We start from the raw sequence: 15,070 nt of genomic DNA on the forward strand, positions 1-15,070 counted from the left end.
AGTCACTTCACCCGGGCTTCGCCCAAGCGCGCCAGGATGGCGTCAACGGTCTCCTCGACCGTCAACTCCGTACTGTCCAGCCAGAGTCCGAGCCTCGGTGTCCGCTCGCGCAGGATCGCGTCGAGGTCTTCGACCGTCCACGCGCCGTAACCCGTCTTGCCTCGCGCGGCTTCACGGGCGGCGACCGCTTCGGGGCGCGGGGCGAGGACGACGACGTACGTGGGGTGGGTGCGGAGGAGGTCCACGTACGGCTTCAGCTCGTCGCCCAGGATGACGTCCTGGACGACGGCGGTGAAGCCCGCGTCGGCGTACGCGTCCGCCGTCGACGCCGAGAGGCGGTAGCGCAGGTGGAGTTGGGCCTCGGCCTCGCCGCCGGGCTCGCCCTCGTACTCCACACCGCCCGACACGATCATGCGGCGGAAGGCGTCGCCCCGCACATGCGCGGCCTTCGGCAGGCGCTCGGCCAGTGCCTGCGCGACCGTGGACTTGCCGGACGCCATGATGCCGGTGAGCACCACGACCCCGCCCTCGGGCGGGGTCATGTGGCGACCGCGGCCTGGGGGCGGATCGGGAGGCGGTTGACGGGGCGGCCCGTCGCCGCGCGGACCGCGGAGGCGATGGCCGCGGGGGACGTCACGACCGGGACCGCGCTGGCCGCCTTCGCGCCGAAGGGGGCCACGACGTCGCGCTCCTCCACCAGCTTCACGATGCGGATGTCGGGGGCGTCAAGGGCGGTCGGGAGGGCGTAACCGGTGAGGTCGGGGTGGCGGACGATGCCGCGCGGGGTGCGGAGGTTCTCCGTGAGCGCCGCGCCCACGCCCTGGGTGACGCCCGCCTCGATACGGGCCTTCAGCTGGGCGGGGTTGAGGATGCGGCCCACGTCCTGGGCGACGGCGAGCTCGACGACGCGGACCGAACCGATCTCGATGTCCACGTCCACCACCGCGCGGATCGCGCAGAACGCCATGCCCACGAAGGCGTCGCCCTGCCCGGCCTCGTCCAGCGGCTCGGTCGGGTGCGGGCGGCACTGGGCGGTGGCCCAGAGCTCCTTGCCCTCCAGGGCCTCGGTGACGGTCGTGGACAGCACGCCGTCGTACGAGGTGATCTTGCCGTCGGTGATCTGGAGCAGCTCGGTGGACATGCCGAACTTGTGCGCCAAGGGCTGGAGCAGCTGGGTGCGGACCATCTTCGCCGCGCGTTCGACCGCGCCGCCCGACACCCAGGTGTGGCGGCCACGGCAGCTCGGCCCGGCGGGCGGCTGGTCCGTGTCGACGGGGGCGACGCGGACGTCCTCGATGCCGAGCGTCTCCTGGACGATCTGGCGGGCCAGCGTGGTGAAGCCCTGGCCGGTCTCGACGGCCGCGCAGATCACCGTCGCCATGCCGTCGTGGACCTTCACGGTGGCCGTGGAGACCTCGTCCGTGCCCTCGGCGCCGAGGAGCTGGACCATGCCGAGGCCGTAGCCGACGCCCCGGCGCACGGCGGCCGGTTCGCCCGCGCCCTCGGGGCCGCCGGGCAGCAGCCACTCGTCCTCGGGGGTGTCCTTGGGCAGCTCGGGGAGCGGGAAGTCCCGTACGGCGGCGAGGAGTTCGGCCACCGGGGCGGGGCACGTCACGGTCTGGCCGGTGGGCAGGATGTCGCCGGTCGCCATGGCGTTGCGCAGCCGCAGCTCGGCCGGGTCGACGCCCAGCTTCTTGGCGATCTTGTCCATCTGCGCCTCGTACGCGGCGCACACCTGGAGCGCGCCCTCGCCGCGGACGTGTCCGGAGGGCGGGTTGTTCGTGCGGACCGCCCAGCCCTCGATGAAGGCGTTCGGCACCACGTACGGACCGCAGGCGAAGGAGACGGCGGCGGCCAGCGCCTCCGACGATGTGTCCGCGTAGGCGCCCGCGTCGAGCAGGATCTGTGCCTCCACCTTGACCAGCCGACCCTCGGCGTCCGCGTGGTGGCGGTAGCGCAGGAGCGTGGGGTGGCGGTGGGCGTGGCTGAGGAAGGACTCCTCGCGGGTCGCGGTGAGCTTGACCGGGCAGCCGGTCCGCAACGCGAGGAGCCCGAGCGGGAGTTGGAAGCCCGCGTCCTCGCGGTCGGCGGTCGCGCCCGGCACGCCGGTGACGACCACCTTCACGTGGTCCGGGGTGAGGCCGTAGCAGGCGGCGGCCCGGTCGCGGTCGGCGTGCGGGTCGGTGGAGGCGACGTACAGCTCCACTCCCCCGTCGGGGCGCGGCACCGCGAGGCCCGCCTCCGCGCCGATGGGCGCCGGGTCCTGGCGGCCGATGCGGTACAGGCCCTCGACGACGAGCTCGCCCGCCGCCTCCGGATCGCCGTGCCGCAGCGGGATGTGGCGGATGAGGTTGCCGTCGGGGTGCAGCGGTTCGGCCTCGAAGGCCTTCTCCGGGTCGGTGACCGGTTCGAGCACCTCGTACTCGACGATGACGGCGGCGGCCGCCATCCGCGCGGTGTCGGGGTGGTCGGCGGCCACGGCGGCGATGGGCTCGCCGTGGTGGCGTACGACATCGGAGGCGAAGACCGGGCGGTCCGCGGTCCTGCGGCCGTGCAGCGGCTCGCCGGGGACGTCCTCGTGCGTGATGACAGCGTGCACGCCCGGCATGTCGAGGGCGTGGCTGGTGTCGATGGAGACGATGCGGGCGTGCGCGTGCGGGGAGCGAAGGACCGCCGCCCACAGCAGGCCCTCGGCCCACAGGTCGGCGGCGTAGGGGAAGGTGCCCTCCGTCTTCACGCGGGACTCCGCGGACGGCAGCGAGGCGCCGATGCCGTGCGGCGGCTGCCCGGGGCCCTCGGGGGCGGCGGTGGGCGTGGTCGCGGTGCCGGCTTCGGTGGTCACGCGTGGCCTCCGTCCTGGCCGTAGGGGCCCTGCGGTTCGTCGTACGCGGCGGGGTGGACGCCACCGGCTCCCGGGCCCGCCTGGTGCGGAATGCGCGCCTCGTCAGCGTGCCCGTGTGGGTGCTCGTGCGGGTGCTCGTGCGCGTTCTGCGCCGAGGACTCGGCGGCGGCCGCGGAGGTCGCCTCGCGCTCGGCCACCACCTCGCGCACGGCATCGAGCACGCCGCGGTAGCCGGAGCAGCGGCAGAGGTTGCCGCAGAGCGCGCGGCGGGTTTCAAGGTCGCTGGGGGCGGGGTTGCCCTCGAGGAGGTCGTGCACGGTCATGGCCATGCCCGGCACGCAGAAGCCGCACTGGACGGCTCCGCAGGCGGCGAGCGCGCGCTGCACGTCGGAGGGCTGCCCGTCGGTGGCCAGGCCCTCGACGGTGCGGACCTCGCTGCCCGCGGTGGTCGCGGCCGGGACCAGGCAGGAGGCGACGAGACGGCCGTCCACCTGGACGTTGCAGGCCCCGCACTCGCCCTGCGAGCAGCCGTCCTTGGCCCCGGCGAGACCGAGCCGCTCACGCAGGACGTAGAGCAGGGACTCGCCGATCCAGGCGTCGGTGACGGGCCGGTCGGTGCCGTTCACGCTGAGGACGTAGGAGACGAGGGGGTGGTCGTCGTGGAGGGGGTTGGGCGCGATGACGGGGCCGTCGGAGGCCTTCGCCTCCGCTGCCTCCGAGGACTCCGGGGACTCCGGGGACTCCTGTGGCGGGTCCAGTGGCTCGTGCGGCTCCTGTGCCGCGGCTTCGGCCGGGTCGCTTCCGCTGGGCTCGTCCGGCTCAGCGCTCGCGTCCGCCTCGCCGGTCACGTCGGCCTCGTCGGTCGGCTCCGGCTCGGCCGGGGGCTCCTCGGCGGCTTCGGGGACGGGCGCGGGGGCGGGCTCCGGTACTGCTTCGAGGTCGGTCTCCGGGGCTTCCGGGGCGGCCTCGGGGGTGAACTCAGGGAGGGCCTCGGAAGGCGTCACAGGCACACCGACGTGCTCGGCGGCGGCCTCGAACTCGTCCGCAGGCTCGGACGACTCCAGGACGTCGGCGATCTCCGCGGCCTCCGCGATCTCCGCGGCCTCGACGGCTTCCCGGGCGGCCTCGACGGCCTCCGTCGCCTCCATGGCGTGGGCGGCCTCCGCCGCGAGGGCGGCCTCCGCGGCCCGTGCCGCCTCCGCGCCGGACCGTCCGGCGGGCGGCACGCTGATCGCCCGCAGCAGCGTCGTCTGCTCGAACCGGCTCTCCTGCGGCGATTCCTGACGGTGCTCGGCGGGGGCGTGCTTGACGGGGGCGGGCGCGGGGGCGTGCTCGGCGGAGGGGGGCGCAGGGGCGTGCGCGGCGGCTTCCTGCGGCTGCGTGCCCCAGGGCGCACCGGCTCCCGCCCCCGTCGCCCACGGCGCGGGCGCGCCGCCGGGCAGGGTGGCGGGGGGCGTGCCGCCCCACTGGGCCGTCAGCGACGACGCCGTGTACTCACCGGACTCGTCCGGCAGGTCCCCGTCGGCGACGGGGATGGACCACTGCCCGGTGACGTCGGAGGGGGCGGGAGCGGAGGGCGCCTGCCCGTACTGGTGGCCGTAGCCCTGCTCGTACGCCTCCTGCTCGTACCCCTGCGTCTCCTGCTCGTACCCCTGTCCGAAAGGCTGCTGGAGCCCTGCGGCCTCGGCCTCGCCGAAGCTCCACTGGCCGGTCGCCCGCGGGTCGTACGGGTGCGCCTCCGGCTGCTGCTCCTGCACCGTGCCCGCGTCGGGCCAGCTCACCGCGCGGCCGCCGCCGGCCGCCCCCGTGACCTCGGGAGGCATGACCCAGGTGCCCGTGGCGGCCGGGTCGGTGGCGTCGGCGGTGGTGGGGGTGACCGTTATCTGCGGCGGTACGTAACCGTGTCCCGGGGCGGCGAGCGGGGTGTCCAGCATGCCTTCGGGGAGCTGCACGAACGCCGTGGCGTCGGAGTCGTACTCGCCCTGCGGGTGCGGCTGCCAGCCGCCGCCGTTGTGGGTGTTCTGGTCGTCGCTCACGACAGCGCCCTCCCCAGTGCTCGTCGGGCCAGCGCGGCGACGGTGCGCCGCAGATGCAGTACGGCGGGCGCCAGCGGCTGTTCGGTGCCGTCGGCCGCCGGGGGGTGGTCCGGGATGCAGGCGGACGCGACGTACTCGCCGAAGGCGGTGACCGCCTCCGGGACGAGACTGCCGCGCTCGCCGTCCCAGTCGATCAGTGAGGCCACCCACTCCTCGGCCTCAAGCGGCCGCAGGGGCATCGGCGCGATGGCGCCGACCGCGCACCGCACACCGCGCCGGGCGGGGTCGAGGACCAGCGCGACGGATGCCGTGGCCCGGCCGGGTCCGGTGCGTCCGGTCGCCTTGAGGAAGACCTGGGGGGCGTGCAGGAGCGGCACGCGCACAAAGCCGATGAGCTCGCCGGGGCGGAGCATCTCCATGCCGGCGAGGAGGTGCGAGACGGGGACCTCGCGGCGAGCGCCGCCGGGTCCCGCGATGATCAGCACGGCTTCGAGGGCGGCGAGGACGGGCAGCGCGTCGCCGGTCGGGGCGGCGGACGCGATGTTGCCGCCGAGGGTGCCCGCGTTGCGGATCTGGGGCGGTCCAGCGGCGCGCGCGGCGGCGGCCAGGGCGGGGATCAGCGCGGCGAAGTCGGGGCGTCCCATGCGCGCGTGCGTGAGACCGGCGCCGAGCAGGGCGTGGCCGTCCTGGTACTGCCAGCCGCGGATCTCGTTGATGCGGCCGAGGCCGACGAGGGCGGCGGGCCGCAATTGTCCCGAGTTGACCGATGTCATGAGGTCCGTGCCGCCGGCGACGGGCACGGCGGCGGGCATGGCGGCGAGCGCCGCCACTGCCTCGTCCAGCGTGGCGGGCAGCTTCACCGATTGCGGTGTCTGTGCCGCCTGCGGTGCGTGCGTGCTCAAAACCGGCTGCCCCTTCCCGATGTCCGGCCGCGTGCTCCACGTACATCCATCGCGTATGTGAAGTGCTCGCCGTTTCGCGACGTGTCACCGTTACGCCTGTTCCGCCGTACGGTACGTGCTCACAACCCGGACGTGGCAACTCTGGCACATCTTCCCCGGGCCCCGACGCGGGGGTCCGCTAGGAGGCATTCGTCCCCAGACCAGGGGGATATGCCGTTTTCGCACGGCTTCCGGCGGCCCATGCTCCCGGCACGGACCGCCGGGAGCACGCATCCCGGAGCTTCCTCACACGTTCGGGGGCGCCCCCTCGATCGGGCGTCCGAGCACGCCCGGTCGCTGCTGGTGCGGCAGCGGGCCGCTCGGCGGGCGGTAGTCGACGCCGAGGGCGTCAAGTCGCGCGTAGTGCTCGGTCATTCGCCGTTCGAAGTCGGCGAAGTCCCGCTCGGCGGGTGCGGGCAGCTGCCGCCACGCCACCTCGCAGAAGGCGGCGAGGCGCGGGAACACCTGGTAGTCGACGCGTCCCTGGTGCTCCATCACCTCGGTCCAGACGTTGGCCTGGGCGCCGAGGACGCGGGCCGCCTCCTCCTCGGTGAGCTCGGCGGGGACGGGCTCGAAGCGGTAGACGTCCTCCAGGGTGCGGATGAAACCGATGGGCATCGGCTCGTCGGGGCCGCCGTCCTGCCGGTGGTCCAAGTACACGTGCTGCTCGGGGCACATGATGACGTCGTGGCCGGATTTGGCCGCGGCGATGCCGCCCCGGTAGCCGCGCCAGGAGGAGACGGTGGCACCCTCGGCGAGACCGCCCTCCAGGATCTCGTCCCAGCCGATGAGGCGCCGCCCGCGGGCCGTCAGCCACCGGTCGAAGTGGCGGATGAACCAGCTCTGCAGCCCGTCCTCGCCGTCCACGCCCAGCTCCTTGATGCGGGCCTGCGCGGCGGGCGACTCCTTCCACTGGTCCTTGGGGCACTCGTCGCCGCCGACGTGGATGAAGGTGGACGGGAAGAGGTCGAGGATCTCCTCGAAGACCCCTTCGTAGAAACGGAGTACGTCCTCGGTCGGGGCGAGGACGTTCTTGCTGACGCCCCAGGTGTCCCAGACGGTGAGCGCCTCGGTGTCGACGACGTCGGTGTTGCCGAGGTGCGGGTACGCGCTGATGGCGGCCTGCGAGTGGCCCGGGATGTCGATCTCCGGGACGACGGCGATGTGCAGGGAGTCGGCGTACGCGACGATCTCGCGGATGTCGTCCTGGGTGTAGTACCCGCCGTGCGGGCGCTCCTCCCAGAGGGGGGACGCGCGGTGGCCCCACTTGGAGCGGGCCCGCCACGAGCCGGTCTCCGTCAGCTTCGGGTGGCGCTTGATCTCGACGCGCCAGCCCTGGTCGTCGGTGAGGTGGAAGTGGAAGACGTTGAGCTTGTGGGCGGCGAGCAGGTCGAGGTAGCGCAGGACCCCGTCCTTCGGCATGAAGTGCCGTGACACGTCGAGCATCATGCCGCGCCAGCCGAAGCGCGGGGCGTCCTCGACGACGCCGGCCGGGACGGCGTACTCGGCGCCGGGCCGCAGGCGCGCGCGGCGGAAGGCGTCGGGGCCGAGGAGCTGGCGCAGCGTCTGGGCGCCCCAGAAGACGCCGGCGCCCGCGCCGCCGCGGATCTCGACGCGGTCGCTGTCGATGGTGAGCTTGTACGCCTCGGGCTCCAGGGAGTCGTCGACGTACAGGGAGAGGGAGTTGGCCGCGCCCTCGGTGCCGTCGCGGAGCGGGAGGCCGAGCGCGGGGCCGAGCGCGGCGCGCAGCCACCGCTCGGTGGACCCGGTGCCGGGGCCGGCCCAGACGGTGGTGGACGCGTCGATGACGAAGGAAGAGCTCTGCGTGGCCTCGGCGCGTGCGGGCGCCGGGATGAGTTGCCCAAAGGTCATGGCGCCCAAGGCTGTCACGCGATTGCGCGACGCAAAAGGGGCGTTGCGGCAGGCGCAACGCCCCTCGGGCGAAGAGGTCTCACAACGGACGAAAGGGACGCCTACTTCGTGCCGTCCTCGGCAGGGCTACTTCTTGCCGTCCTTGCCGCCCTTGTCCTTGTCGCCGCCGGCGCCCATGGACTCGTAGATCTCCTTGCACATGGGACAGACGGGGTACTTCTTCGGATCGCGGCCGGGGACCCACACCTTGCCGCAGAGCGCCACGACGGGGGTGCCGTCCAGCGCACTCGCCATGATCTTGTCCTTCTGGACGTAGTGCGCGTAGCGCTCGTGGTCGCCGTCACCGTGCGACACCTGTGGCGTCGGCTCTACGAGGGTCCCCGTACCTGCCCCGCGCTCGGGCTCGGGCTCAAGAGTGCTCATAAGGGCCAAGGGTACTCACGCCCGCGACGTCCCGGCAGCGCCCGTGCCCACGGGGGGGTTCTTCATATCGTGCGGCCCGGTGGGGGTTGCTCGCGCAGTTCCCCGCGCCCCTGGGTAAGACCCCCGCCCCTCACCCGTCAGGGCACCCCCGGGTGACCAGGGCCAGGCGCGAGGCCGCACGCCGGACCACCTAGGGGCGCGGGGAACTGCGCGACCAGCCCCCACCGGCCCACAGACAGAAGGAGCCCCCAGCCCGCCAGGGCATCCCCACGGGGGCCGCGCCCCGGACCACCTAGGGGCGCGGGGAACTGCGCGACCAGCCCCCACCAAGCCGCAGGTGGACGGAACGGCCCCGCGCAGCGGACAGATGGAGGGCGAGGCCCGCCAGGGCCACCCCCGCCGCCGCCCACGGCAGAGCCCGAGGCGCGAGCCCCGCCGCGAGAGCCAGCCCGGCCACACCGGAGCCCACCGCACTGCCCAGGTACAGGGCGGAGTTGTTGAGGGCGAGGGCCACCGTCCCGCGCTCGGCGCGCAGCGCGAGCAGCCGGTGCTGCTGCGGAACCTGGAAGGCCCAGCCCGCCGCACCCCAGACGACGAGCGCCGGATACGCCGCAGCGCCCAACAGCGGCAGGACGGCGATCGCGACGGTCAGGGTCGAGACGATCCCCGTCACGAGGACGCCCACCCGGCCCGTACGGTCCACGAGCGGCCCGGCGACCAGGCTGCCGAGCACCCCGCCGATCCCCCACGCCCACAGGTACGGCGCCACCGCCCCCTCGCCCACGCCGCCCGACGAGGCGAGCACCGGCGCGAGATACGTGTAGAGGCCGAGGCTCGCCACCGCGCCCAGGAAGGAGACGCCCACGATCGGCAGCACCTGCCGGTCGGCGAGCGCCCCGAGCCGCGCCCGCACCGGCACCGGCGGCTCGGCGGGCACCTCCGGCAGCCCCACCGCGAGGCCCAGGAGCGCGATCGCGCCGAGCCCCGTCACCAGCCACATCGTGGCCCGCCAGGACGTGTGGCCGGCGAGCAGCACCCCCAGCGGAACACCGAGCACCGTGCCCGAGCTCATCCCGCCCATCACCAGCGCGAGCGCCCGCCCGCGCCGCTCCTCCCCCGCGAGCGAGGCGGCGGCCGCCGTGGACAGCGCCGAGTAGACCCCGGCGCCCACCCCCGCCACCGCCCGGGCGGCGAGCAGCACGGCGAGACCGGGGGCGAGCGCGGTGAGCCCGTTGCCGAGCGCGAAGACGGCCAGCGCGGCGACGATCAGCACGCGCGGCCGCACTCCGGACAGCAGCCCGGCGACGAGCGGCGCGCTCACCGCGTACGCGAGGGTGAAGACGGTGACCATCTGCCCGGCGAGCGAGACGGTCGTCCCCAGGTCGTCGGCGACCACCGGCAGGAGCCCCGCCATCACATAGGCGTCGAGCCCCAGCGTGAAGGACCCCAACATCAACAACCACACCTTGCGCACGGCGCTCAGCTCCCTCTTCCCTCGCGGTTCCGGGAGGGAAACGTAGGCAGCCTCCGTATCCGGCGAGAAATGTCCGCCGAGCCCATTTATGCTCGGGCGGCATGAATCAAGGACTGGGCACGGATCAGGGACTGGACGGGGTAGAGCTGCGCCACCTGCGAGGATTCCTCGCCGTCGCCGACGAGCTGAGCTTCACGCACGCCGCCGACCGGCTCCGCGTCGGCCAGCCCGCCCTCACGCGCACGGTCCGCGCCCTGGAGGAAGCCGTCGGCACCCGGCTCCTGGAGCGCACCACGCGCCGCGTCGTCCTCACCGAGGCGGGCCACCGGCTGCGCGACGACCTCGCCCCGCTGCTGACCCGCCTGGACGCCACCCTGCGCGCCACCCGCGCCGAGCCCCCGCTGCTGCGGCTCGGCTTCACCTCCGTGCTGCCCGAGGCGTGCGTCGAACTGACCTCCGCCTTCCGGGCGGCGACGGGCGCGGGCGTGCGGCTGGTGCGGCGCGACGCCCCGCTGGCGGGCCTGGCCACGGGCGCGTGCGACGTCGCGGTCGTACGGGGCGACGTCCCGTCCGGCGCACCGGTCCGCACCCGCGTGCTGCTGCACGAGCCGCGCGTCGCCGTCGTCGCACGCGGCGCCGCGGAGCTCGCGGGCCGCCGCGTCGTCGACTGGGCGGAGCTCGCGGACGTGCCGCTGGTGGTGAACACCGTCACCGGCACGACCCGCCCCGACCTGTGGCCGGCCTCCCGCCGCCCGCGCCTCGCCTGCACCGCCGACAACTTCGACGAGTGGCTGGAGGCGGTCGCGGCGGGCCACGGGGTGGGGGTGGCGCCGGAGCCGGTGGCCCGCAGGCACTCCCACCCGGCCCTGCGTCACGTACGCCTGAAGAACGCCCCGCCCGTCGCCGTACACCTGGCGATCCCGGCGAGGGACGCGCACCCGCTGGCCGAGCGGTACCTGCACGGCGCCGAACCGTGCACCGGCCGGCGGGCCGGTCAGTTCAGCGACGCGTCGTCCGGATAGGTCGCCACCATCGCGAGCTCGCTGCGCTGGCGCCGCAGCACCGCACGCCACAGCCGCTCCGGGTCGGGCGACGACACGTCGCCGGGCTCGGACTCGACCACGTACCAGGCGCCGTCCGCCAGTTCCGTCTCCAGCTGGCCCGGGCCCCAGCCCGAGTAACCGGCGAAGATCCGCAGCGAGCCGAGCGCCGAGGCGAGGAGCTCGGGCGGTGCCTCCAGGTCGACGAGGCCGATCGCGCCGTGCACGCGCCGGAAGCCGACCGGGTCCTGTCTGCCGGCCCGCGACCCGGCGGTCGCGGACACCGCCTCGTCGCCGGGGATCACCGCGACGCCGAGCGCCGAGTCCAGCGAGACGGGACCGCCCTGGAAGACGACGCCCGGCGTCCCGGCGAGCTCTCCCCAGCCCTCCAGGATGTCGGCGACGTCCACCGGCGTCGGACGGTTCAGGACCACGCCGAGCGAGCCCTCCTCGTCGTGGTCGAGGAGCAGCACCACCGCGCGGTCGAAGTTCGGGTCCGCCAGGGCCGGTGTGGCCACGAGCAGCCGCCCTGTGAGCGAGGACACCTCGGTCATGGACCACATGATCCCGCATATTCGCCCTGCGCGGGGAGGCAATGCGCATACCGGAGTGAACGCAGCTCAGGGCCGGAAGTGGCCGGTGGAGCCGGTGCGCCGGGCGGTGACCTGGAGTGTCCGGTTCCGCACGGTTCGTGTTGTCACGAACTCATGACGTGCTTTGCACGCCCTTGGCCTTACGGAAGGGGGGTACGCGGCCATTACGCTTGCCCTTTGGTCCCCCCGTCCATCCAATCGGAACGCGAGATTCATGACCGTCACCGACGATGTACTGCTTGTCCACGGCGGAACCCCGCTGGAGGGCGAGATCCGTGTCCGCGGCGCGAAGAACCTTGTGCCCAAGGCCATGGTCGCCGCGCTGCTCGGCAGCGCCCCGAGCCGGCTGCGCAATGTCCCCGACATCCGCGACGTGCGCGTCGTGCGCGGCCTGCTGCAGCTGCACGGCGTGACGGTCCGGCCCGGCGAGGAGCCGGGCGAGCTCATCATGGACCCGTCGCACGTGGAGAGCGCGAATGTCGCCGACATCGACGCCCACGCGGGCTCGTCGCGCATTCCGATCCTCTTCTGCGGCCCGCTCCTGCACCGCCTCGGGCACGCCTTCATCCCCGGCCTCGGCGGCTGCGACATCGGCGGCCGGCCGATCGACTTCCACTTCGAGGTGCTCCGCCAGTTCGGCGCCACCATCGAGAAGCGGGAGGGCGGCCAGTACCTGGAGGCCCCGCAGCGCCTGCGCGGCACCAAGATCCGCCTGCCGTACCCGTCCGTGGGCGCCACCGAGCAGGTCCTGCTCACCGCCGTCCTCGCGGAGGGCGTCACCGAGCTGTCGAACGCCGCGGTGGAGCCGGAGATCGAGGACCTGATCTGCGTCCTGCAGAAAATGGGCGCGATCATCGCCATGGACACCGACAGGACCATACGGGTCACCGGTGTCGACAGCCTCGGCGGCTACAACCACCACGCCCTCTCGGACCGCCTGGAGGCCGCCTCCTGGGCTTCCGCGGCCCTGGCGACCGAAGGCAACATCTACGTCCGCGGCGCCCAGCAGCGCTCGATGATGACGTTCCTGAACACCTACCGGAAGGTGGGCGGTGCCTTCGAGATCGACGACGAGGGCATCCGCTTCTGGCACCCGGGCGGCTCCCTCGACGCGATCGCCCTGGAGACGGACGTCCACCCCGGCTTCCAGACCGACTGGCAGCAGCCGCTCGTCGTGGCGCTGACGCAGGCCGCGGGCCTGTCCATCGTCCACGAGACGGTCTACGAGTCCCGGCTCGGCTTCACCTCTGCGCTCAACCAGATGGGCGCGCACATCCAGCTCTACCGCGAGTGCCTCGGCGGCTCCGACTGCCGCTTCGGCCAGCGCAACTTCCTGCACTCTGCGGTCGTCAGCGGCCCCACGAAGCTGCAGGGCGCCGATCTGGTCATCCCCGACCTGCGCGGCGGCTTCTCGTACCTGATCGCGGCCCTCGCGGCGCAGGGCACGTCCCGCGTCCACGGCATCGACCTGATCAACCGCGGCTACGAGAACTTCATGGAGAAGCTCAAGGAGCTCGGCGCGAAGGTCGAGCTGCCGGGCAGGGCACCGCTCGGCTAGCGGTTCCCGCACGGCATACGAAAGGGGCGGTCACCCAGTGGGTGACCGCCCCTTTCAGCTGCCCGGGGCTACTTGCCCTTGGCCGCTTCCTTCAGCTTGGAACCAGCCGAAACCTTGACGCTGTAACCGGCCGGGATGTTGATCGGCTCACCGGTCTGCGGGTTGCGGGCGGTGCGAGCGGCACGGTGGGTGCGCTCGAAGGTCAGGAAGCCGGGGATGGTGACCTTCTCGTCGCCCTTGGCAACGATCTCGCCGACGGTCTCGGCGAACGCGGCCAGCACGGCGTCGGCGTCCTTGCGGGTCACCTCTGCGCGGTCGGCCAGCGCGGCCACCAGCTCACTGCGGTTCATGTTTGTACTCCCGTGTTCTTTTGCCGTTGAGGCGTGCCACGCGGCAGGGCCGCATGATGGGCACAGCGAAGACGATGCTGCCAGGGTCCTCGGACAGTCCCCGGACCCGGGTCTGACGTCCAGACCCTCGCGCCCGATTACGCATCCTGCCCCCACCTGCGGCGGGAAAGCCAATCCGGCGCCCTTGGGGGTCACACGGAAAGCGTCCGCCACCCCCTGAAATACGGGTGCAGGGGAGGGCTGGCTGCCAAGCCACCCTAGAGGGGCCCCGAGGGGCCCGGGTTCCGCGACGCGCCGTGCGGCTAGGCCGTGGCGCCTGTCACAGCGGCCCCCGCGGCCTTCGCGGCGGTGCGCACGGCACCGGCCACGGCACCCGCGACCTTGTCGTTGAAGACGCTGGGGATGATGTAGTTCCGGTTCAGCTCGTCCTCGGCGACGACGTCCGCCAGGGCGCCCGCGGCGGCCAGCATCATCTCCGTGTTGACCGTGCGCGACTGGGCGTCGAGCAGGCCGCGGAAGACGCCGGGGAAGACCAGGACGTTGTTGATCTGGTTCGGGAAGTCCGAGCGCCCGGTGGCCACAACTTCCGCCGTCTGCCGGGCGATTGCCGGGTCGACCTCGGGGTCCGGGTTCGCGAGCGCGAACACGATGGCGCCGTCGGCCATGGCGGCGACGTCGTCGCCGTTCAGCACGTTCGGAGCCGATACGCCGATGAAGACGTCGGCGCCGACGACGGCCTCCTTGAGCGTGCCCGTGAGACCCTCGGGGTTGGTGTTGTCGGCGATCCAGCGCAGCGGCGAGTCGACGTCGTGGGAGACCAGGTCCTCGCGGTCGGCGTGCACGACGCCGTGGATGTCGGCCACCACGGCGTTCTTCACACCGGCGGCGAGCAGCAGCTTGAGGATGGCCGTGCCGGCCGCGCCGGCGCCCGACATCACCACGCGCACGTCGCCGATGCCCTTGCCCACCACGCGCAGGGCGTTGGTGAGGGCGGCGAGGACGACGATGGCGGTGCCGTGCTGGTCGTCGTGGAAGACCGGGATGTCGAGGGCCTCGCGCAGCCGGGCCTCGATCTCGAAGCAGCGCGGCGCGGAGATGTCCTCGAGGTTGATGCCCGCGAAGCCGGGGGCGATGGCCTTGACGATCTCGACGATGGCGTCGGTGTCCTGGGTGTCCAGGCAGAGCGGCCAGGCGTCGATGCCGGCGAAGCGCTTGAAGAGCGCCGCCTTGCCCTCCATGACGGGCAGCGCGGCCTTCGGGCCGATGTTGCCGAGGCCCAGGACGGCCGAGCCGTCCGTTACGACCGCAACGGAGTTGCGCTTGATCGTGAGGCGGCGGGCGTCCTCGGGGTTCTCGGCGATCGCCATGCAGACCCGGGCGACACCCGGGGTGTAGATCATGGAGAGGTCGTCACGGTTCCTGATGGGGTGCTTGGACGCCATCTCGATCTTGCCGCCGAGGTGCATCAGGAACGTACGGTCGGAGACCTTGCCGAGGGTGACGCCCTCGATGGTGCGCAGCTGCTCGACGATCTCGTCGGCGTGCGTGGTGGAGGACGCCGCGATCGTCACGTCGATCCGCAGCATCTCGTGGCCGGAGGCCGTGACGTCGAGGCCGGTGACCGAACCCCCGGAGGACTCCACGGCCGTGGTCAGCTGGGAGACCGCTGTCCCGCTGGCGGGCACCTCCAGTCGGACCGTCATCGAGTAGGAGACGCTGGGCGCCGTTGCCATGGCGGACTTCCTCTGCTTTCACCTTGTAGCTCTTGCCGTCCGATGGTCGCACCTACCGCTGAGTACGTGGTAGCCGCCCCGGATTGAGAACGTTTTGTTCACCGGCCAGTGCGCTGCAGTTTCGGAAACTTGTTTCCACCATACGAGAAGTTACGTGGATCGGAAAGAGGGACCGGAACAGAAAGAGGCCCACGTCACGTGGTGACGT

General features: G+C 73.0%; 12 protein-coding genes. 2 read left to right on the top strand and 10 right to left on the bottom strand.

All coding sequences use genetic code 11. From position 1 onward, the window contains the following. Positions 1-2: 2 nt before the first annotated feature. The 7 genes from ACH4D5_RS04190 to ACH4D5_RS04220 form a co-directional block, all read right to left on the bottom strand. Entirely contained in the window at positions 3-542 is a 540-nt protein-coding gene (locus tag ACH4D5_RS04190; RefSeq protein WP_398298299.1) for an AAA family ATPase, read from the bottom strand. Further along, positions 539-2,842 (bottom strand): xanthine dehydrogenase family protein molybdopterin-binding subunit, encoded by a 2,304-nt coding sequence (locus ACH4D5_RS04195; RefSeq protein WP_398298301.1) that lies wholly within the window; start codon positions 2,840-2,842, stop codon positions 539-541. Before ACH4D5_RS04195 ends, ACH4D5_RS04190 begins: the two co-directional genes overlap by 4 nt. Then, on the bottom strand, positions 2,839-4,878 hold the full coding sequence (locus tag ACH4D5_RS04200; protein ID WP_398298303.1) for a 2Fe-2S iron-sulfur cluster-binding protein: 2,040 nt from the start codon (positions 4,876-4,878) through the stop codon (positions 2,839-2,841). The genes ACH4D5_RS04195 and ACH4D5_RS04200 overlap by 4 nt, the downstream gene beginning before the upstream one ends. Further along, on the bottom strand, positions 4,875-5,780 hold the full coding sequence (locus tag ACH4D5_RS04205) for an FAD binding domain-containing protein (protein ID WP_398298305.1): 906 nt from the start codon (positions 5,778-5,780) through the stop codon (positions 4,875-4,877). The genes ACH4D5_RS04200 and ACH4D5_RS04205 overlap by 4 nt, the downstream gene beginning before the upstream one ends. A 285-nt stretch (positions 5,781-6,065) precedes the next feature. Then, positions 6,066-7,691 carry a beta-N-acetylhexosaminidase gene (locus ACH4D5_RS04210; RefSeq protein WP_398298307.1) on the bottom strand — a complete coding sequence of 542 codons (1,626 nt, stop codon included), beginning with the start codon at positions 7,689-7,691 and terminating at the stop codon, positions 6,066-6,068. 126 nt (positions 7,692-7,817) lie between these two features. After that, positions 7,818-8,114: a DUF3039 domain-containing protein gene (locus tag ACH4D5_RS04215; RefSeq protein WP_033263869.1), complete on the bottom strand. Its 297-nt coding sequence runs from the start codon at positions 8,112-8,114 to the stop codon at positions 7,818-7,820. A 292-nt stretch (positions 8,115-8,406) separates the two neighbouring features. Then, a complete protein-coding gene (locus tag ACH4D5_RS04220) occupies positions 8,407-9,588 on the bottom strand; it encodes an MFS transporter (protein ID WP_398298309.1) in 1,182 nt (393 codons plus the stop codon). Positions 9,589-9,689: 101 nt separating this feature from the next. On the opposite strand from ACH4D5_RS04220, the gene ACH4D5_RS04225 reads away from it, so the two are divergent. Further along, the gene (locus ACH4D5_RS04225) at positions 9,690-10,610 is read left to right on the top strand and encodes a LysR family transcriptional regulator (RefSeq protein ID WP_398298311.1); all 921 of its coding nucleotides are present in this window, start codon (positions 9,690-9,692) and stop codon (positions 10,608-10,610) included. On the opposite strand, the gene ACH4D5_RS04230 is transcribed toward ACH4D5_RS04225, so the two are convergent. Next, the gene (locus ACH4D5_RS04230; protein ID WP_398298313.1) at positions 10,583-11,182 is read right to left on the bottom strand and encodes a YqgE/AlgH family protein; all 600 of its coding nucleotides are present in this window, start codon (positions 11,180-11,182) and stop codon (positions 10,583-10,585) included. The two genes, ACH4D5_RS04225 and ACH4D5_RS04230, sit on opposite strands and share 28 nt — an antisense overlap. A 253-nt stretch (positions 11,183-11,435) precedes the next feature. On the opposite strand from ACH4D5_RS04230, the gene murA reads away from it, so the two are divergent. Then, positions 11,436-12,779, top strand: coding sequence for a UDP-N-acetylglucosamine 1-carboxyvinyltransferase (gene murA / locus ACH4D5_RS04235; RefSeq protein WP_398298315.1), 1,344 nt, complete (start codon positions 11,436-11,438; stop codon positions 12,777-12,779). 68 nt (positions 12,780-12,847) lie between these two features. On the opposite strand, the gene ACH4D5_RS04240 is transcribed toward murA, so the two are convergent. Together ACH4D5_RS04240 and ACH4D5_RS04245 are read right to left on the bottom strand one after the other, a co-directional pair. Further along, on the bottom strand, positions 12,848-13,129 hold the full coding sequence (locus ACH4D5_RS04240; protein WP_016645140.1) for an HU family DNA-binding protein: 282 nt from the start codon (positions 13,127-13,129) through the stop codon (positions 12,848-12,850). A 302-nt stretch (positions 13,130-13,431) separates the two neighbouring features. Then, positions 13,432-14,862: an NAD-dependent malic enzyme gene (locus ACH4D5_RS04245; protein ID WP_362987124.1), complete on the bottom strand. Its 1,431-nt coding sequence runs from the start codon at positions 14,860-14,862 to the stop codon at positions 13,432-13,434. Positions 14,863-15,070 lie beyond the last annotated feature (208 nt).

It is taken from the genome of Streptomyces sp. NPDC018029 (assembly GCF_044327655.1).
Classification (GTDB): domain Bacteria; phylum Actinomycetota; class Actinomycetes; order Streptomycetales; family Streptomycetaceae; genus Streptomyces.